The following is a 19365-nucleotide window of genomic DNA, read 5'->3' on the forward strand; positions in this document are numbered from 1 at the left end:
GATCAAACAGTAGGTGAAAATCGGAGGATGGCTTTGATTTTGTCGATCGCTTGTGTCAGAAATTTCAACATTGAGGTTTGAAAAGAGCTAGACGGATTAGACGCTTCTGCTTGTATAGGTTGAGGAACAGGCAGAATTTGAGGAGTTGCAGCCGTTTTCACATCCATGTTTCCAACTAACATTGCATCTCCTGAGTGATAAAGCAGGAAAGGCACAGCACCCACTGCATAGGGAGAGCAATTCACTTGATTACGATTTGGTTCAGCTTGACAGAATCGGAAGTACAACGCAGTCTGTACCTCTTTTGGTGTGAATTCAGTAATCACAACCTTAAATGCTTTTCCAAATACATTTCGTCCAGTTGGCTCATAGCTGTTCTCAGTTGAAGTAGATTCTCCTGTTCCGCCCTGTATCCATTGAGTAGAACCAGAAATCCAGCGTTTACCTTGGAGCAAAGGTGGACTAGAAAAACTGATTCCAGCACAGGTTTGACAAGCCATCTGATAGCCAACAACATCACTGCCCGATATTGCCTCCGCCTTGATATTTGCTGACTTCGCGGATTGACTCGGAATCTGTACCAATCCGCTTACACCATCATCATTAGGTGGGTCAGGGAAGAACTTCCAAGGCGTTTGAGGTAGCCCAGGAATATCCGAGATTTTTGCTTCCTGCCAATGCTCAAAGGCTTGTAGTGGAACTTCAAGTAGCCCAGGAATATCTTCTAGCGTGTATTTGGAATCAGTGATCTGGAAATTCAATGCACCCAGTGAAGGATCTTGTCGAAGCAATTCTGGGAGTGTTTCTTCCATCAATCGGTATCCTGATTTCGCAGAGTGCAATAGAGCTACCAGTGGTTTGATCTCGTTAATAGGATATTGATCCAGGGCGGGAATTGCATTTGCTAGGGAAGTTAGCGTTTGTTGTTCTAGCAGATGGAAGTGACTCAACAGAACCGCTTTCGGGGATGTTTGCGTAGCAAGCGAGATCGCGTACAGATTCAAATCCTGCAACTTAAGACTGTTCTGAAAATCCCCTAACGTCAGAACATCCTCTAGTTTTTGCCCAACTGACCAATTTCGCCCCCAGAGTGAACCAGGTTGCGCCAATGTAGGCAATTTAGCAAAGGTTAAGCGTGTCCAGTCTGGAGTAAGGGTGCGAACCTGATCACGCTCAATTACGACAGTTGGAATTGACGAATTTTGATCAGGAATATTGCTCGATAAATTCATCTCTGGGACTACCGACAACAGGAAAGGTAACATAACTATCTCAAGGGCAGGATTGAGGCAGGATGTGAAACAGAAGCAGTTCCGATTTGTGCGAGTTTAGAAACAACTGCTAGGGAGACTTTCGCTTGTGCGGCGGCTTGCTGCATGGGCATTCCGTTCCGCACATTTGCTAGAAAAGCCTGTACTCGCTGATTAACTGGGCTTTGAATTGAAATCAACCGTTGAGCGATCGCACGTTGTAAGCCCCGTTCAACATCATTCCAATTTGCAGTTTTGTCACCAAGAGCGACACCCCCTGTAATTGGTTGTGTATCAGGGACAATCGCCAGCGTTGCGTACTTTGGAGTGCCAGAGCCGTAACGAACATCAAACAGATAGGTCTTTTTGCCGTAGGGCGATCGCGTAACGACTGTGAGCAAAGTTGAACGAGTTTCGGGCAGGTTGGGAAAGTGAATTCCAGTGACTCGTTTGAGGTGAACAATGCTGGCACTTCCATCCTTATCCAGGGCTGCATCAAAATCAATTGTGACTGCATGGGCATCATCTAACCAGGCACGTTGGATCGTTTCTCCAGTACGAGTGAAATCAATGTTAGTGCCATTACCTAACCAAACTGTGACCGTTGCGCCGTTGCCAATCAGCCCCTGAGCTTGCGACTGAGAAACTTTCTGAACAATCGGAATTGCTAAAACTGGATTAGAGTGAAAAACCGCGATCGCAAACGGTAAACACAATAAAGAGCGAAGTAGAGTTTTCATCGAGTCACCTCCACAGGCGCGGCTATAAATATTTGAAGCGATTGACCTGCTGGAACGTACCAAAAATTCGGGCGCTGAAGAATTTCTTCAACTTGTTGTTGTTGACGTTGAGAAATCCGGTCTGCTAACTTGCCAAAGCCACCTTCCAAAATCCCACCTAAAAGATTGGATTGCCCATTACTAATTGAAGTTGTGGAGAGATAGGGGCTGGTTGTAGTTGTTTGGTTAGAAGGGCGATTCAGTAGGCTACCGACCTGCCCTAATGCACCCATTAATGCGATCGCGATATCTCTTTTAGCAACTTCACCACCTTGAGGACTGTGATTCTTCGCGACTAGAGGTTGACCGCCTTCTCCAGCAATAAACATCGTTCCAGCAGGAATTTCGATCACTTGATTGCCATTGCTGGTTGGAACAACTGCCTGAACGATTGAGAGTTGCATCATGCCACTATTAGAGACAGCATCAACTTTCGCGACTATTTGCGACCCGACAGGCAACGCTACAGAACCATCTGTCCCGTAAATTGGTTGGGAGGATTGCAGTACAAATCGTTGGGGTTGTTGCTCTGCTTTCAAGTCCTGCGCCCAAACTATCGGAGTCATCAATCTCGCGGTTGCGATCGCACCTGGAGTAATGGAAACAGTATGGCGAGGAATGCCAGACAGAAGTGCTTGTTCATCAGTTTCATAGCGCAACTGCTGGTTGTCGCTAACGGTACGGACAACTGTTGGTTCTTGTGGTACAGGGATGGCTTCTTCTTGCGATCGTGGGTTATCGTCAACTAATTGCGTTGACTGGTCACGGGTTGGCATTGGTTGAGCAGCAGAGGCAATTGTACGATCGCTACTTTGACCATAACTCCCGACCGCAAGTGCTTTTTGCCATGCTTCGTCTGGATCAGTGGGTTGAGCGGGAGAAACAGGAGAAGCAACAGGTCTAGCAAACTCTGGCAGTCTCTCAGCAGGTGAAATCATTTGTCTAACTGGAGTGTAGCTCGGTGCAGGTGGAGTGACTACAGTTGGATTACGTTCCACAACAGCCGGACTAACGGATGGAGTTCTTGCCACTTGTGTAGGTGGTTTTGCTGGCTTGGACTTGTCTGGAGAAGGTAGAAAACGAGCAGGTGTCTTGGGGGCTTGCTTAATGATCTGTGCCTGACTGCCCAAGGCTGTCACTGTTTTAAGGCGACTGATTTCAGCTTGGTCTGAGTTCGGTTTAGGTGTCGCTTCACTATCGATAGCTTCAGGTTTCGAGTCTGCAAGATTTTTGTTCCAGTTGCCGTTTAAGCTCCAGATGAATAGCCCAACTGAGCCGAGTCCAGTTGCCATTAGTGCAGATACAAGGGCTGTCTTGGCGAGTGGATTACTCCACAATGGAATTTTTGTCTTGGAATTTGCCTCAAAATCTTCAAGGTCTTCATCATCCAGCAGTGATTCGACGGCTTTTGTGTTATTTGATTTGCCAGGGGGTGGCTCAACCTTATATCCCGTCATGGCAGCGAGTTCTGCTAACTCATTCCAGGGATCGGCAGGTTGTACTGATTGCTCAGGTACGGATAGTTCAGGTTTAGAAGACTGATTCTGCATAGCTTTAGTGATTTAGTTGCTCAATGTCCAAGTCACGAATTTCACGAATCTGTAAGCCATTCGCTTGAACATGGTAGACGGCTTTCTGAATTGGAGAAGACTGATCAGGAAGCGGATCGGTCGTTGGCTCAATGGCAGTTACAAAAACTGTTTTGTTGAAAGGAATGGCGTTGCCCTGTGGATGAGCGGAATCAAAGATGAGTAGATTGGCGACCAAATCCACCTGCCATTCTCCAGGTTTGACAAGTTTGGGCTGCGAGATAGATTCAAAGCTCAAAACGCTCTGCGCGTTGCCGCTGAAAATATCTGGAGGAGTCAGCTTGGAAACCTGCTCTAGAAAGGAATTTCGGAAGTCTTCTCGTAGTGCAAACGAGGACTGCCAGCTTGAAGTTGTAATCCGCCCAGTTCCAACTGAAACTCCTGGATCTTTTACTGCGTCAGCTACGCTTGAATTCGCATCATCCTTATTCGCCTGAATCTTTGTGTTCCAGGTAAACATTAAACCTAGAGAGTCTTTGGTGAACTGACGGATAGTGGAGGGAGTGCGCTGATTTGTGTCTACAGGTTCCATTCCGATCGAGTGACCGTCTAGCATTTGCACCATTGCCGGAGCAGGCTTATGCGCGATCGACCACAAACTAATCGCACTGCCCAAACTAATGAGGAGAAGCAAAACTTGCAGACCCAGTGTACCAAGAGCAAAGAGCGGAAGAATATCAGAAGAATCAAATCGTGGTTTGTGCTTGAGAATTTGCATAGATTTGGATTGAGAACAACAAAAAGGAAATTGGAAGAAAGCTATCTGCTGTAGCGCATTTGATTACCGAAGGGTATGTGCCCTGCTGCCATCAGTCCCATTGAGGCAACACCGCTATTAATCGTGTGGAATACTGCCATGCCACCGCCTGCGGCTAATGCCAAAGCTAGAGCAGGAGCTAGAATTGCCATGATGACTAAGAATCCCATTGTGTCCGTTGTTCCAGCATTGACCACCACGACTGCTGCCAGACCCACAATGATGTTGTAGGAAACTTTGGCAAGTCCTAAAGCAAAGAATCCAGTGAGCCAAGCCCACAGCGACTTACCATCCAGCATGAATGCTCCAGCAACTGCAAAGGGTGAAATCAGAGCGGTCAGCAGCATGGCAATCTCCAGAAGGTTAGTAAATGCCCATTGAAATGCCCACAGCACCAGGCGAACGGTTTCTTCTGCGGCAGAGCCAACAAATCCACCGAGGAAGCCTGCAACAGCCGCTCCAGGAGCAGTTACAACGCTGCCTAAATCACCATTTTGTAGCTGAGAATTGCCAGACTCGATCGCACCCTGAATCCCGCGCTGAATTGCCCGAATCGGACCCAGCAGATTAGCAATCACTGGAAGTTCACTTTGATAAGCCCCGATCGTTTCTTCAACCTGCTTATTAGCTTGTTCCAGGCAAGTAATTTGTTTTTGCCCAACCATTCCATAACACTGACTGAGTTGAGCGCGGATCTCGCTAACAATTGCACCTTGATTAGAGGAAGCTGCGATCGCGTCCTTGATTTTGGTATCTAGTAACGAGACTTCCAGAACTTGGTTCGAGAGATTATGAACGACACCTCGCAGCGTCAGAACACATCGCGAGAGAAAGAAACCATTGCTGGCTAGTAATCCACAAAGAATGAGTGCGAGAATAACGCTTTGTAGAGCAGCACCATATTCTTCTTCATGCAACATTCGCTTGACCAGTTGAAGCATGAAGAAGACCAGCGCTCCAGCCGCAAAGATGCCGGAAAAGTAAACGATCGTGTGGTAGAGCGGGCTATCAAAAACATCTGACCAATGCTTATTCCAGGCTTGAGCAACTTCAGTGCCCGTATTCAGTCCTTCTTGCAGGATTCGGCTGGCTCCTGCAACTGCCAGTGAGGAGGTATTGAACATATTCTGTGTGCCGCGATTGAGATTATGCCTACCGTATCGATTGCATCTGACAGATTTATGGCGTAGGGCAGATGACTTATGGCTATTTGACCAATCCAGGGAGATAGATTCCAGCAGAAGCTCGTAGAACGTGGTCAGCCGCAGCCATCGACTCAGCATGACGGGCACGATTCTCTTCATCGAGTGTTTCAGAGATGTTAGAGGTAACGACTGCATTCGCGGCATCTTGGGCACGAAGCGCCATGAGTTGAGCGTAGCTCCCACCGACTAGCAAGGATTGATTTGCCTGAATTGCAGTCAAATTCTTGATTGCGTCCTGAGTTACATCCATGCTCTGAGCCGCTTGAGATTTTTGCTGAATCGTTTGTAGCGTTGCCGTTGCCGCTTCCATTTCCTGCTTCAGTGCCGTCTGTCCTTCGGTACTCAGAATTGTCGCTGCCATGCCATAGCTTTGGAGCCGATCCTGCTGGAATTTGAGCGACTGAGCTAAAGGCACAGGGTTGATGTTAAAGCGATCGCTCTTTTGAGTCGTCTGCGATGGAGTTCCAGCAGTTGCACCATTCAACACTTGCTGGTCGATCGCTTTATGGCTTTTCAGAAAATCAGGAATTTGGAGTGGACCATAAATTGCCCCAGGACTACTGGCAGGCGGAAGTTCCGACCAATCTCCTGAATTTCCGTTATTTCCTTGACTGCCAGAAGGCAAACCTCCGCCCCATTGCTCATCCCAAGGATACCGACCTCCACCGAAAACACTGCCCAACAGATCTTGAAAGACGTGATTAAACACTTGAAAATACTGTTGAAGCTGCTGAACGAAAGGAGAGAGAACCGACTGGATAGCATTATTGATGCCGTTGAGGGGCTGTTGAATCGTATTTTCTACCTGCTCGATCGCATTCTCAACTTGACGAACTGGATTCGTCGCGTCGTTGGTAACTCGGTTCACCGTTTGTTCGATAGTATTAGATAAGCCATCCAGCACTCCAGCTTTCGCAAATTTCGGGAATAAGCTTCCAGCAAGCACTGCGAAGGTTAGCGTGAAGACAAGCAATCTGAATTTTGCTTGGGTGGCGCGTTGAAAGTTCCAAACTTTGGAAAAACTGTTAGGGGACATCCGTTAATACCTCTGAAGAAATTGTTTCAACTTGTGCGATCTCATCTAGACTGCTACCGCTCCGAATCGCAGTGACATATTGTTCCGCGAACTTTGCCATTGCTAGGAGTTTGTTGCCTGGATACTGTGCCAACACTCGCGCACGGGCAGCTTGCTCGTCTGGGTTATTAGCGACAGTAGCAAGCTGGACTGCACTGGGGTAGTAGCGGCAGTAGGTATACGTGCCATCAACGTCGAGTAACCAATTGGAGTAGAGTTCAGATCGTTTTGGAAAGAAGAATTCACTGGCGTTTCGGGCAATGATTGAGCGATCGTAGGACAGCCATTTGATGAAAGACTCGATCGCAAGCGGTTGAATCCGCCCAATCAAGCGCGTGTTCATGTTCTGCATGATCTGTTGTCCTGCGATCGAGTTCATGATCGTGTCGGGGTCTTGCGCCGAGAGAAACACGCGAATTCCCGCTTTAGCACCGTTGGCACATAAACGACCAATCAAACGAGCGATCGTATTGAAGGCAAACAAAATCGGAGATTCATCAATGAAAAAGATCGATCGAGGAGATGCCAAGGCACGACGGAGCGCAGCAGAGTAAGCACTGAGCGAAAGAACAGCCGCCTCATTCTCGTTAGAGAGGTTTCTGAGAGCAAAAACCAGCAGTTGAGCATCGGTTGGGAACGAAGAAGGACGACCGATTGCGCGACCAATTCGAGAATTGAGCCAGTATTCTAGCTGCAAGAGAATCTGAGATTGGGCACTGCGAATGTGTCCGGTATCTGTTTCGATTTTCAGCTTTTCCGGGGTACAGAATTCCAGAAAATCTTTCAGTGTTGGCGTTAATGCCCAGGCGGGAGTTCCCAATCCATCAGCTTGTGCCTCCGAGTAGCGACGAGAAATTTCTGCGTCTTTGAAAAAGCTGTTGAGTGCTTTTCCGATTAGCGATCGCACTGTCTGTTCCAACATTGCATCCTGCTGGGCAGTGGGTAGCACCATTGTTACTAGCGCACCCTCAAGGAATGATTTATAGTCCTCGAATCGCTCTTGCTGTTCTTCCTCAGATAAGTGTCGCAGATCAGGCATCTCCATTAAGTTGTTGCTCTCTCGCCCGATATCGAAGTATGCTGCACGAGGTTGAAGAAACTCCGCATAGTCTGTGAAAGTCGAAGTTCCATCCGGTTTGGGATAGTCCAAACAGACAATCGGATAGCCTTCCGCGAGAAACTGAGTCATCATGCCAGCAATGAGAAGCGATTTGCCCGAACGAGTGGTTCCGAGTGCCGCGATGTTTCGATGCTCGTTAATGAAATCGATGTAGACAGGACTACCGCCTTCATCAGCGATCAATTCAAAACCCGTCTGATTGCCAGAGTTTGTCACGGTCAATGGAATCAGACCAGATGCCTCATTTGTGAGATAAGTCAGTTGCCGTTTAAATGGCGCACCCAGAAGCTTTTCCCAGGAAGTAGATAAGCTTTGAAGCCAAATGCGCCAAGCGATCTCGGTTTCACGAACGACTTTAGCAGGCAGTTGAAAGCACTCGGAAAGGGCTTTACAGGCTTCGTCTAACTGAGCCTTTGTGTCGCGGTGGACAAGGAAAACAGTGGCAATGTTGACTGGGATATAGCCTTCATAGAGCTTTGCTTGAGCATCAACGGAACGCTTCACCTTGATTTGTGCAGCTACGTCGATCGATCGCGCTTGCTCTGCTACTTGGCTTGCCACATTTGACTGCTTCAGAATGCGCTGCATATTGGTCTTGAGCAGCGTTGTATCACGGGCTGTAAGTTGGCAGACAATTTCGGTATCTACGATGTAAGGGCGGCAAATCGCTTCCCATAGATAGCGAAGTTGAGTTTGCTGATTTAGAAATCCGACTGGTTTAGCACTGAATCCCAGTACGCCAACGTATTGCCCTTTTACTCTGACCCACTGGCGATCGGCTTGAGGCACTGACTCATGCCCATGTTCTCCTTGAATCAGGACAGTAGCACAATGAATATCGCTGTTGACCTGTTCGCTCAATCCTTGCTCGGTCAGAATCAGATATTGAGGAACGGCAGGGGCTTTAATCCGGTTGAAGCAATACCAATCTTTCTGCCAGTGTTGCTTCACAGTCATGGGCTTGATATCCAGCCCCATTTTAATGTTCAGCAACTGCTCCCAGCGCAGATAGCCTTCAGTGAAAGCACGACGCAACATCGCTTCAAGATGCTGCTGCACAAGGTTATCACCCTGCCCCTTGAAAACCTCCCAGAGTTCCACCCCTTTTGCCAATGCCTTTTCAATCCAATCCGCATCAGTCGTGACTTTTTGATTGGGTTCGACTGTGTAGGTGACGTAGATGTGGAGAGTTTTTGGCTTGCGAGTGCCAGATTGCTTGAGTTCCTGCGCTCTGGTTTTCTCGCTCATCAGCAGTAGGCGCAACTCGGAAGAGGGAGCTTTATTCAGCAGATGATCGAGTTGTTTTTGACGATCGCGATCGCTGGTAAAACTAGAAAGATGCACCGTCATCCGTTCGCCGATCGGTAGCTCTTTGAGTGCAGCCTCAAAATTGCGAAGTGTTGGAGGAATTTGGTCAGATCGAAGCGTGTCATGAATGCCAGAACAGGTAAAGCCAAAGACAAAGCAGTATTTCTTGTCTTTTTGCAGGATTTTCACGCCGACTTTTCTGCCCTTGAGTTCGATTTGAGCCAGTCCTGCCAAAGCATTAAAGTCTTCAAATGCGCTGAGAGTAACAGACTGTTTTTGATTGTTCTCAATCAGGGTTACTCGTTGCTTTCCAACTTTTGTTTTCATCGTCGTGTTCGATGCTTTCTAGGTTTTTTGCGTTTCGTTTGAGGTGAACTGATCAAGCTCTGTACCTGCGTGAATGTGCTGGTGTAGGGTAAGTGTCCTCGCGTCCACTTGGGAGTGCGATAGAACTTCGTCAAAAAACGCCAGCTTTCATTGCCTGTCAGAATCCACCACGTTGCTGATCCCCAAATACCAACCAATCCCGTTGCCCACCAATCCAGGCTTAGAACTAACTGGCAGATGATATAGGAACCGATCGTGATAATCAGCCACGGAATGACCTGCTCTCCTGGGATGGGTCCTAACTGTGGCTTGGAGTTGAGGATTTGATTGATTGGAATAAACTCGTCAGATTTCTTGTCGTGTTCAGTAGTCATAGATAAATCCGAAGGAAAACAAAGGCGATGCGATCCATCGCCTTTGCTATTTACTTTGAAAGTGAAAGCGCGATCGCTTCGCCAAGTTCTGAAGGGCTTTTCGGCTACGCTCCTCCTGCTCCTTGCACGATTAGAGTGCTGAGCGCATCACCGATGACCACACACAGCACAACAATGAGCGGAATCCGAGCAGCAGTCACCCAATCCTCATCATTCCGGAATGAGTTAACGACCCGCACCAAAGCAATCCCGATGTAGATGATGAAAATGACCCGCAATGTACCAAACAGCAACGGAATCAATGTGTTGACTCCAGAAGCCTGTCCAACCGATAGAATCTGCCTCAGATAGGTTTCTGCCTGAACAAAGAATGCAGCATTAGAAGGCATCGCAGCACTGAGCCATGCGCCTCCAGCGAAACCAGCCGTCATCCAGGGAATCTGCTTTTCGCTCAAATTTGCTTTCTTGAGCAACCATTGCCATGCTTTCTCACAGATTGGATTGCTGTGAAGGATGGCTTTCAGAATTCTGATCGTTAATCCAGCAATCATCGCACCGACTACGAAGGTTGGAGCATGGATGACCAGATTCAAGCCCAAAATACTACCAGAGACGAGCCAAGGAGCTAGTTTGCGTAAGCGATCGCGGGACTCTTTCGAGAACCAGCGCGATAGTAACGCTCGCAATCCAGCAGATCTTGGTGCAACTTCTACAGGCGCAATTGGGGCTGTAGAAGTTTCCAAAGGTAAAGAAAGAGACAGCTTGAGAGCGGGGCGATTAGCGAATTCTGTCTCTAGACAGAGTTGCGTAGCGTCATCAGAAGCGTAGATTGTTTCAGTTACTTGTGTCATGAAGAACTCTCTCAAAATCAGTAATTGCAAATTCAGTTTTTTGCTTAGAACCCTAAGCTGATTGAAGAGAATAGGAGCCAGATCTGACGCTCGTATGGCGTAAAGCAGAAGAATTGCGACTTGAGTTACGGATCTTTACAACAAGTGCTGAGAAGAAAACAATCTACCTATTTGTACTACTCATCATTTTACAAACCCTCACAATAGAACTACAGGGTGCATACAACCATGAACCGATTTTTCTGATCAGTAAACCATAAAAATCTTCAAGTTGTATGCAAGTTTTAATTGTGGAAGATGAACGGAATGTCAGTTCCCTCGTTCGCTCTTCTCTGGAAGCTGAAGGCTTTAGCTGTTCAGTTGCCTATGACGGAGAAGATGGGTTACGTCAGTTTCGAGAACTACAGCCTGATGTTGTACTATTAGACCTGGGCTTACCAAAGCTAGATGGTCTAGAGGTCTGTACTCGCATTCGTCAGAGCAAATCTGTCCGAAAAGATCCCTACATCATTATGTTGACGGCGAAAGGTGCTGAGGTCGATCGCATTGTGGGCTATTCCACTGGAGCGGATGACTACATCACGAAGCCGTTCAGTCCTCAAGAATTAGTGGTGCGTGTGCGGGCAGTGTTGCGTCGCTTCATGCGCCATCAAGGGGAGCAAATCACCATTGAAACTCGGCACTTCATCATTGACCAGGAAAAACGGGAACTGATGGTGCAGAAGACCGACGATGGTGAGTTTGAGAGGGTAAGACTAACCACCGTTGAATTTGATTTACTAGCACTGATGGCATCTCGTCCGAAGCGGGTGTGGAGCCGTTCTGAGTTGCTAGATGCGGTGCGAGGAAGTGATTTTATTGGTGATGATCGAGCGATTGACACTTACATTGGACGATTGCGAAAGAAAATTAGCCCGTCTAGCAAGGAACAACGAGATCGCTTTATTCGCACTCATACGGGCATTGGATACAGCTTTGAAGACGACAAAATTACATCATGAGCCTTCGCGTAAGATTATTTCTGACCAACTTGCTTGTGTTGGTATCAGCACTCCTTTGCGCTGCGACAGTGGCTTATGGCTATAAGTCGCAGCAATTTCCGGCTCGATTAGCCAACTTAGAAAGACAGTACGAAAAATCAGAGCAAAAGCTGACCAATCAGAGTTCCTACAATGACATCGTTGACCTTTTCCATCGTGTCAACGATCGAGGAACCATGTTGGCACTTGGTTCAAGTTTGCTGACAGTGGGTGCGCTGAGCTTATCGCTAACGAATTCAATTCTGCACCCATTGAGGAAGATTGAACGAGTTGCGAAACGATTTAGTGAGGGGGATCTGAATGCCCGCATCCCACCGAGTCGAATTTCAGAGATTCGTCAGCTTGAGTTGACGTTGAATAGTGTGGCGGATCGATTGCAAGGCGTTGAGGAGCGTCGCCAGGAATTGATCGGCGATCTAGCACATGAAATGGGAACTCCTTTGACGGTAATTCGAGGTTATCTGGAACTATTGGAGTCTTCAGACGGATTTGAGCTAACGTCAGACATCAAGCGACAGTTGCATGAAGAAGCAGAGCGGCTGACACGACTGTTGGCAGATTTGAGAATTCTTTCGAGCATCGAATCAGGCGGGCTGCCGCTACGGTTGGAGCCATTTTCTCCATATCCAATCATCAAGGATGTCGTTGCTGTTTTTCGTAGCCAAGGCTGGCACAATGACTGTGATTTGGAATTCCTTGATACAGGAAATTTGCCTCAAATCTTTGCAGACTGCGATCGCTTTAAGCAAATTCTGACGAACCTCATCAGTAACGCACTGGCATACACGCCTGAAGGGGCTGTCACGGTTCGAGCTTGGGCAGATCGAGGCAAACTCTGGGTAATGGTTAAAGACACAGGAATCGGCATTTCTTCTGAAGACCTACTTCTTGTATTTCAACGCTTCTGGCGATCTGATCATTCCCGACGTTTGCGCCGTGATGGAAGCGGTATCGGACTCGCCATCACAGAACGATTAGTCAAGGTAATGGGAGGACAGATTGAGGTTGAGAGTACATTGGGTCAAGGTACAACGTTCAAATTTTGTCTCCCAATCAATGCTCCAAGCTGAGGCAGAAAGGCACTATTCCTGAAGCCAATCAAATAGCTGACCGATGGTAAGTTCAAAGCTTTCGGCAAAAGCGGGCACTGGAATGCGATCGCTCGACTCTTCAAAAACGGCAAGGGTGCGATCGGCAAAATAAACAAACACCAACTTCTCATCTGGATCAATCAACCATCCCATTTGAGTTCCATTGGCGAGGCAATGGAGAATGTTGCGAACCACCTTCGTTTGACTTTGATCGGGCGACAGAATTTCGATAGTCCAGTCGGGCGGAAGCTCAAACGTATTCGAGACTTCACCATTCTCGTTACGCGGAATCCGCTCCCAAGTAAAAACCGAAAGGTCTGGGACGATCGATCGTCCCCCAAAGGTACAGCGAAGTTCTGAATAGGCACGGGCAATGTGGCTCGGCTTCAGCGACTGATTGATACCAGCACCTAAGTCAAGCTGAACAGTGCTGTGTTTTCCTTGGGGCATGGGCTTTTGAATCATTTGACCGTCGATGAATTCACTGGCAGGTTTGGTTTCCGGCAGTTGGAGGAATTCTTCGAGGGTGAGTGGCTTGATCGGAGTTTGTACCATGACAGTTAAGGAGGGATCGTTTGCCTCGCCTCCACTATTTTACTTTTTCTCGCCACTTGTGGGCGGTGTGAACTGAAGCCGATCGAACTGAGATCCTCGGAAAAGGTATTCGGTCACTTGCAAGCCCATTGCTTTTTCTTCTGCGGGATGGGCGGGTAAGGGGAAACGGAGAGATTGGTAGAGGGAAGTGCGATAGAGGTCAAAGACGGATTCAATCAGGTCGCCGTAGACGATCGCGCTATCGAGTATCCAGCAGTAGCCAAAGACGGCAGATGCGATCGCGCAAGGAATTGCCCACCATGTCCAAATTGTCCAGACCAGGAAGAGAATACTCCACGACCAAATTCGCACGCCGTTGTTGAGTTCGGTGCGGGCATCTTGCAGTTCCTTTCTGGCGCTGTCGGGCATGAGGAGCCAGAGACGAGACCAGCAAATGATGGTATCGAGTCCATAGCGATCATAGGGACGGCGTTCGGCGGCGCGGAGAATGTTGCCGAGACGAGTGGGCAAGAAGTCGTCGTCGAGATTGGGGAATTGGCGGAGGGCACGATCGAGTCTGACGTATTCGGCGCGATCGAGGGCAGAAAGTTGGTACTGGTTATATTTCTCGTGTAGTTTCTTCCATCGGTTTAAGAGTTTTTTTCGACGCTTAATTTGGGATTGGGTCATGTGATCAAGGATGGGTCGCCCTAAATCGCGAATGCCTGGATACCAATAGCCTTCGAGTCCGCGTAGCACTTCGGTATCAAAGCGTTGGACGACAAAGGCGGAGATGAGAACGACGATGAGAACGATCGCGAGAATGCCGACTTGGAGAGGCTCAAATTTGGCATCGGGAAACCATTGGGCAATCGATTGCCAACCGTAGCGGTAAATATAAGCGAGAATACCGCCGATCCAGAAGACAAAGGCTGGTGCAAATAGGTTGGCAATCCATTGTTCGGCAAGTTTATTTCCGAACCCTTCCAAGAATTTTGCGGACATGAGAATGCAGGGGATGAGGGATGGCTAGACAGGAATGAGCGAAACCTTGGGATGCTTTCGGCAGGGTTCCGGGATCATCCCAACTTGGGGAACGGTGTCAGTGTAGTCGCAGTGGGGGCATTTGAAAGTGGTTGTAGCGGGACTTGGAGCAGCGTCACCGCTAGGAAACTGCATCGATCGCGTAATTTGATCTGGAGTTTCGCCTTTGAGATAGCGCCGCATCCAAGCTTGAGTCGGTTCGTGCTGTCGGAGAACTTCTGTAATTGAAGTTTCGACAGATTGCCCAGCTTCAGCTTGGATCAGCAGCGATCGCAGTTCACGATCGACTTGTTGAGCCGTTTCTGCATCAAGGAGAGTAGCCAAGTGAGGGCAAATGGCATGGGCAGCGGTGAGGATGGTTTTGGGTTGGGTCATGGCGATTGAGAAGCAAATTAGTGATCAGCGATTTGGGAGAAGCTAGATTCCAGTGTAATTAAAAGCTGCCCAATGAAAGGGATGCGCGAAGGAACGCTCGTTTTTCGTTTCCCACGCAAGTTCGTCATAAAGCTGTTGGGCAGTAGTAGGAGACATTCGGGTATTGGCGATCGCGGGAATGAATGTTTTGAACTCGGCAATTTTTTCTTCATTTGTGGTGTCGCGTAGCCAAATTTGAGCTTGGCGAAGGGCTTGGTCAGGAGGTAGGTTTTGCTCACGCCACAAGTCGTAGAATTTGGTGAGCAGGAGCATAGTACTGAGGTCAGAGACTGACCAGAGGGAAGCCATGACTCCAGCGACTCCAGCTTGAAGCAACCCAGTGGGGAGACTAATAGCCTCATCAGCGTTTTCGATGCCGGAAAGTCCAGTTTCGCAGGCGGAGAGGATAGCGAGACGAATGCCACCGTGATCGCTCAAGTTAAGCGCCAGAATATCCCGCAAAGTCAGGAGTCCATCGCTCATCAGGAGTCCACTGTTAAGCGGGTCGTTGAGGTTGGCGGTGCCGTGGCAGGAGAAGTGGACGATTGAGGCGTTTGAGAGGCGCAATCGCACTTCTTCGATTGTGGCTTCAGCGTGTCGAAGAACAGTGCGTTGAGGGAAGTTCTTGATCGCGGCTTGCACTTCTCGTTCTGAGTTGGGGAGATCGTTGCGGGGATTGTCGATCGCTAAGATCGTGTCGGCTGGAGTTCGAGCAGCGATCGCTTGAGCCGCAGTAAGAGATTTAGCATTAGGAGTGTATGTGAAGTGGATATCATCAAGGGCATAACGTCGTCCGGTTGGTTTTGTAGAATCCTCTGTCCAAGAGGCGTGGAGCGGGAGTAGGCTGAGGTATCCAGTTGGGATGAGAACTGCTTGATCGACATTCTGGGTTTGGAGATGACGAATCAGGGGTTCCATCAGCGGTTCCCAGAGTTGACGAGTGACACTATCAATCGCATCGTGCCAACTTTGCCGATCGTTCTGGGATTGATCGTAAGCAGCAAACCAAGTGTTCTTCAGCAGGTCAATTAATTCGTTGTCAGTAAAGTTGTTGAGCCAAATCGCATCAATGTTGTCTGGTGTGACGAGCAGCGCAAGGCTACCTGCGAAGGTCGTAGTGAGATAGACCAAGGGGCGATCATGCTGGGCAAACTGACGAACTTCTGCAAACTTCGGCAGAGTCAGGAAGTTCTGATAGCTAGGAACTTGGCGGATGTTTTGGATCAGTTGATCAAGTTGCTGACGTAGTGAGATCGCATTGTCTCTAAGTTTTTCAGGTGTGAGTTGATGTCGTTCACTGGAAACAGCGCGATCTCGTTGCTCACTTTCTAAATTACGCAGTGCTTGAATCAGGACTTGGTATTGGTTGTAGAGGTCTGGCTTGAGTTGTTGCAATTGAGTCAGATCGGTGCGATCTCGATTCAGGCTTTCGCTCAGCCCACGGGCACGATTTTGTTCCAGGGTCTCGATCGCTTGCTCGAAATCGCCAGTCCGAGCATAGGCATATGTTGCGTTGCGAAAGAGATCCACATTTTCAGAAAGTTCAGCAGACCTGCTGTCCAACAGATTGGCGCTTTGATAGAGATTTTCAGCGGCTTGGAGGGCTATCGTATAAACCGTTGCGGCTTCGATCCATTGGCTTTGTTCAAGGTGAAGGTTGGCTAAACTACGAGCCGTTCTGCGACAATCGTCAGGAAGAAGGTCTGGGGTGAAGATGCTGAGAGATTGCTCGTAGGCAGTGATCGTCTGCTCGATATTCTCTGCCCGATCGCCTCGGATGCGATTCTTGTATGCGATTGCCAGATTCATCATGGTTTGTGCCCACTCCACGGGCATAGCCGATCTGGTCATCACCGTGAGGCTCTGCTCGTAGGCGTTGATCGCCTGTTCGATATTCTCTGCCCGATCGCCTCGGATACGGTCAAAGTATGTGATTGCCAGATTCATCATGGTTTGTGCCCACTCCACGGGCATGGTTGATTTGGTTCTCACCGTTAGCGCTTGTTCGTTGGCAGTGATTGCCTGCTCGATATTCTCTGCCCGATCGCCTCGAATGCGGAAATAATATGCGGTTGCCAAATTCAGCATGGTTTCTGCCCAGTCCACAGGCATAGCGGATTTGGTTCTCACCGTTAGCGCTTGCTCGTAGGCAGTGATCGCTTGCTCGATATTCTCTGCTCGATCGCCTCGAATGCGGGAATCGTATGCGACTGCCAGATTCATCATGGTTCGTGCCCACTCCACGGGTATAGCCGATCTGGTCATCACCGTGAGGCTTCGCTGGTAGAACGTGATCGCCTGTTCGATATTCTCTGCTCGATCGCCTCGAATGCGGAAAGAGTATGCGGTTGCCAGATTCATCGTGGTTTTTGCCCAGTCCATGGGCATGGTTGATTTGGTTCTTACCGTGAGGCTCTGCTGGAAGGCAGAGATCGCCTGCTCAATATTCTCTGCTCGATCGCCTCGAATGCGGGAATCGTATGCGACTGCCAGATTCATCATGGTTTCTGCCCAGTCCACAGGCATAGCGGATTTGGTCATCACCGTGAGGCTTTGCTGGTAGAACGTGATCGCCTGTTCGATATTCTCTGCCCGATCACCTCGGATGCGATGAGAGTATGCGTTTGCCAGACCCATCATGGTTTTTGCCCAGCCCACGGGCATAGTAGCTTGGGTTCTTATTGTGAGACTTTGCTGGTAGAACGAGATTGCCTGTTCGATATTCTCTGCTCGATCACCTCGGATGCGGAAATGGTACGTACTCGCCAGATTCATCATGGTAGTTGCCCAGTCCACGGGCATAGCCGATTTGGTCATTACCGTCAGACTTTGCTGGTAGAACGTGATCGCTTGCTCGATATTCTCTGCCCGATCACCTCGAATGCGGTTAGTGTATACGATTGCCAGATTCATGATGGTTCGTGCCCATTCCACAGGCATAGCCGATTTGGTTCTCACCATTAGGCTCTGCTGGTAGGCGGTGATCGCTTGCTCGATATTCTCTGCCTGATCACCTCGAATGCGGTTAGCATATGCGATTGCCAAATTGTTCATGGTATCTGCCCAGTCCACAGGCGTAGCCGATTTGGTTCTCACCATTAGGCTCTGCTGGTAGAACGAGATCGCTTGCTCGATATTCTCTGCCCGATCGCCTCGAATGCGGTCAGTGTATGCGTTTGCTAGATCGTTCGTAGTATCTGCCCATTCCACGGGCGTAGCCGATTTGGTTCTTACCGTCAGAGCTTGCTCGTAAAGCGCGATCGCCTGCTCGATATTTTCTGCTCGATCACCTTGGATGCGGTCAGTGTATACGATTGCTAGATTATTTGTGATAGTTGCCCACTCCACAGGCATAGTCACTTCAGTGATCACTGTTAGGCTCTGGTGGTAGGCAGCAATGCCCAACTCTAAGTTCAGCCAGCGAGTTCCCAAGGGAAACTGTTGGATTCGATTGCCAAATGTTACTAACACAGTTGCTACAAAAGTTCGATGCTCTGTTGCTCCTGCTAATAACTGTGCTGCTGCCTGAGACACAGCCGCCAACAACTCCTCGTTAAAATGTGTTAGTTGTTGTGCCCACACCGGATAAATCTGCTGCGAATTACCATCGGTATCTGCTATCAACTGCAATGTCTCCAGCAAAAACTGCGCTGCTTTCCCTGTCTCGGTTGCGTCAACCATCTCTGTTCCTAACGGCTGTGCTAATTGCGCTCTGAATTCCCGCAACCACCTTGCATTCGGATTACCTTGATCTTCCAGTTGCGCCGCTACCTGTTCCATCATCTCTAGCAGCCCTGCATCGACTAACGCTGCATTCGCCTGCAATAGCCCTAGCTCCTCCCCCTGTGGACAGTCCAACAGTCGGGTAATTAACTGGTTATATGCCTCTACTCGCTGCTCATCCATGATCTGTCATTTTTTCTGATCGTCTCAGTCACTCTACATGGCAGTTTTTCGTTTTTCCGGGTTTATACGTAGAAGATATAATAATTTAGTGACAAATAGAGCAATTCATCTGCTCTTTCAGGTAAGCCAGCTTTTCCTATTTTGAATGCGCCTCAGCAATTCAATCCCTCCTTACTGGGCGTAAAATTTCTGGCAAACAACTCATCCTCTTTACGGGCAACACCCAAAAGCCCTTCTGCAACATTTACTGCGATCGTCTCAATCAAAACATCTCCATCAATGGGAGACATACCGCGATCGCAGTTTCCCCAGACTGATACCATACCTGAGTCCTGCGATCGCGACCTGTAGAGGTTCTCGTGAAACTTCCAAACCCTGAGCAAGCTTTGATTTCCTTTGAGAAACTAGAAGGCTATTCGCTCAATCCCAACCACGCCGAGGGTCGTCATAAAGCAGTGGTCTTTCAATCCGCACTCGATATTGGGGTGGCAGAAGCCGATGAATTAAAAGATCTACCTGAATAAAACCTCTGCAAAGGTCAAGTTGGAACGATCGTAGACTTCTACGATCCGGAAGTCTTTGAGGTTGAATTTGTGGATCTTCAAGGTCACACTTATGCTGTAGAAACCCTGCAAGCCGATGCTTTGATGCAACTTCACTACGTTCCTACGCCTCAAGTCGCTTAATTCAGCGGTTTTAGC

Annotated in this window: 17 protein-coding genes and 1 pseudogene; 5 read left to right on the forward strand and 13 right to left on the reverse strand. The window is 48.6% G+C overall.

All coding sequences use genetic code 11. The features are described 5' to 3' along the window. Nucleotides 1–2 precede the first annotated feature (2 nt). The 9 genes from ACQ4M5_RS31880 to ACQ4M5_RS31920 form a co-directional block, all read right to left on the reverse strand. Complete coding sequence (locus ACQ4M5_RS31880) at nucleotides 3–1265, reverse strand: hypothetical protein (protein ID WP_430679836.1); 1263 nt, start codon at nucleotides 1263–1265, stop codon at nucleotides 3–5. Between the two features lie 2 nt (nucleotides 1266–1267). Further along, nucleotides 1268–1990, reverse strand: coding sequence for a hypothetical protein (locus tag ACQ4M5_RS31885; RefSeq protein ID WP_430679837.1), 723 nt, complete (start codon nucleotides 1988–1990; stop codon nucleotides 1268–1270). After that, nucleotides 1987–3579 (reverse strand): TrbI/VirB10 family protein, encoded by a 1593-nt coding sequence (locus ACQ4M5_RS31890; RefSeq protein ID WP_430679838.1) that lies wholly within the window; start codon nucleotides 3577–3579, stop codon nucleotides 1987–1989. The genes ACQ4M5_RS31885 and ACQ4M5_RS31890 overlap by 4 nt, the downstream gene beginning before the upstream one ends. 4 nt (nucleotides 3580–3583) lie before the next feature. Further along, on the reverse strand, nucleotides 3584–4336 hold the full coding sequence (locus ACQ4M5_RS31895; protein WP_430679839.1) for a hypothetical protein: 753 nt from the start codon (nucleotides 4334–4336) through the stop codon (nucleotides 3584–3586). Nucleotides 4337–4377: 41 nt separating this feature from the next. Beyond that, on the reverse strand, nucleotides 4378–5679 hold the full coding sequence (locus ACQ4M5_RS31900) for a hypothetical protein (RefSeq protein ID WP_430679840.1): 1302 nt from the start codon (nucleotides 5677–5679) through the stop codon (nucleotides 4378–4380). Then, nucleotides 5582–6616, reverse strand: a complete 1035-nt coding sequence (locus ACQ4M5_RS31905; RefSeq protein WP_430679841.1) for a hypothetical protein — start codon at nucleotides 6614–6616, stop codon at nucleotides 5582–5584. Before ACQ4M5_RS31905 ends, ACQ4M5_RS31900 begins: the two co-directional genes overlap by 98 nt. Beyond that, entirely contained in the window at nucleotides 6606–9410 is a 2805-nt protein-coding gene (locus ACQ4M5_RS31910; protein ID WP_430679842.1) for a hypothetical protein, read from the reverse strand. Before ACQ4M5_RS31910 ends, ACQ4M5_RS31905 begins: the two co-directional genes overlap by 11 nt. Further along, on the reverse strand, nucleotides 9407–9784 hold the full coding sequence (locus tag ACQ4M5_RS31915) for a hypothetical protein (protein ID WP_430679843.1): 378 nt from the start codon (nucleotides 9782–9784) through the stop codon (nucleotides 9407–9409). The genes ACQ4M5_RS31910 and ACQ4M5_RS31915 overlap by 4 nt, the downstream gene beginning before the upstream one ends. 104 nt (nucleotides 9785–9888) lie before the next feature. Continuing rightward, nucleotides 9889–10635, reverse strand: a complete 747-nt coding sequence (locus ACQ4M5_RS31920; RefSeq protein ID WP_430679844.1) for a hypothetical protein — start codon at nucleotides 10633–10635, stop codon at nucleotides 9889–9891. A gap of 275 nt (nucleotides 10636–10910) precedes the next feature. Here ACQ4M5_RS31920 and ACQ4M5_RS31925 point away from each other — a divergent pair, with 275 nt between their 5' ends. Together ACQ4M5_RS31925 and ACQ4M5_RS31930 are read left to right on the forward strand one after the other, a co-directional pair. Then, nucleotides 10911–11636 carry a response regulator transcription factor gene (locus ACQ4M5_RS31925; protein WP_430679845.1) on the forward strand — a complete coding sequence of 242 codons (726 nt, stop codon included), beginning with the start codon at nucleotides 10911–10913 and terminating at the stop codon, nucleotides 11634–11636. Then, the gene (locus ACQ4M5_RS31930; protein WP_430679846.1) at nucleotides 11633–12745 is read left to right on the forward strand and encodes a sensor histidine kinase; all 1113 of its coding nucleotides are present in this window, start codon (nucleotides 11633–11635) and stop codon (nucleotides 12743–12745) included. Before ACQ4M5_RS31925 ends, ACQ4M5_RS31930 begins: the two co-directional genes overlap by 4 nt. Before the next feature lie 12 nt (nucleotides 12746–12757). Here the strand turns inward: ACQ4M5_RS31930 and ACQ4M5_RS31935 are convergent, their stop codons facing one another. Genes ACQ4M5_RS31935 through ACQ4M5_RS31950 form a run of 4 tightly spaced genes read right to left on the reverse strand, consistent with a single transcriptional unit; the run spans nucleotide 12758 to nucleotide 18664 of the window. After that, nucleotides 12758–13321: a Uma2 family endonuclease gene (locus ACQ4M5_RS31935; protein WP_430679847.1), complete on the reverse strand. Its 564-nt coding sequence runs from the start codon at nucleotides 13319–13321 to the stop codon at nucleotides 12758–12760. A gap of 39 nt (nucleotides 13322–13360) precedes the next feature. Then, nucleotides 13361–14305 carry a hypothetical protein gene (locus ACQ4M5_RS31940; protein WP_430679848.1) on the reverse strand — a complete coding sequence of 315 codons (945 nt, stop codon included), beginning with the start codon at nucleotides 14303–14305 and terminating at the stop codon, nucleotides 13361–13363. Nucleotides 14306–14329: 24 nt separating this feature from the next. Next, a complete protein-coding gene (locus tag ACQ4M5_RS31945) occupies nucleotides 14330–14719 on the reverse strand; it encodes a hypothetical protein (protein WP_430679849.1) in 390 nt (129 codons plus the stop codon). Nucleotides 14720–14761: 42 nt separating this feature from the next. Further along, entirely contained in the window at nucleotides 14762–18664 is a 3903-nt protein-coding gene (locus ACQ4M5_RS31950) for a CHAT domain-containing tetratricopeptide repeat protein (protein WP_430679850.1), read from the reverse strand. Nucleotides 18665–18867: 203 nt separating this feature from the next. Between ACQ4M5_RS31950 and ACQ4M5_RS31955 the strand changes: the two genes are divergently transcribed. The 3 genes and pseudogenes from ACQ4M5_RS31955 to ACQ4M5_RS31965 all read left to right on the forward strand — a co-directional run. Beyond that, complete coding sequence (locus ACQ4M5_RS31955) at nucleotides 18868–18981, forward strand: hypothetical protein (RefSeq protein WP_430679864.1); 114 nt, start codon at nucleotides 18868–18870, stop codon at nucleotides 18979–18981. Between the two features lie 42 nt (nucleotides 18982–19023). Further along, nucleotides 19024–19188, forward strand: coding sequence for a DUF6883 domain-containing protein (locus tag ACQ4M5_RS31960; RefSeq protein ID WP_430679851.1), 165 nt, complete (start codon nucleotides 19024–19026; stop codon nucleotides 19186–19188). A 12-nt stretch (nucleotides 19189–19200) separates the two neighbouring features. Then, nucleotides 19201–19350 (forward strand): annotated as a pseudogene (locus ACQ4M5_RS31965) (DUF4926 domain-containing protein); the annotation flags it as partial. Nucleotides 19351–19365: the final 15 nt, after the last annotated feature.

Origin of the sequence: Leptolyngbya sp. AN10 (genome assembly GCF_050565645.1) — a bacterium.
Classification (GTDB): domain Bacteria; phylum Cyanobacteriota; class Cyanobacteriia; order Leptolyngbyales; family Leptolyngbyaceae; genus Leptolyngbya.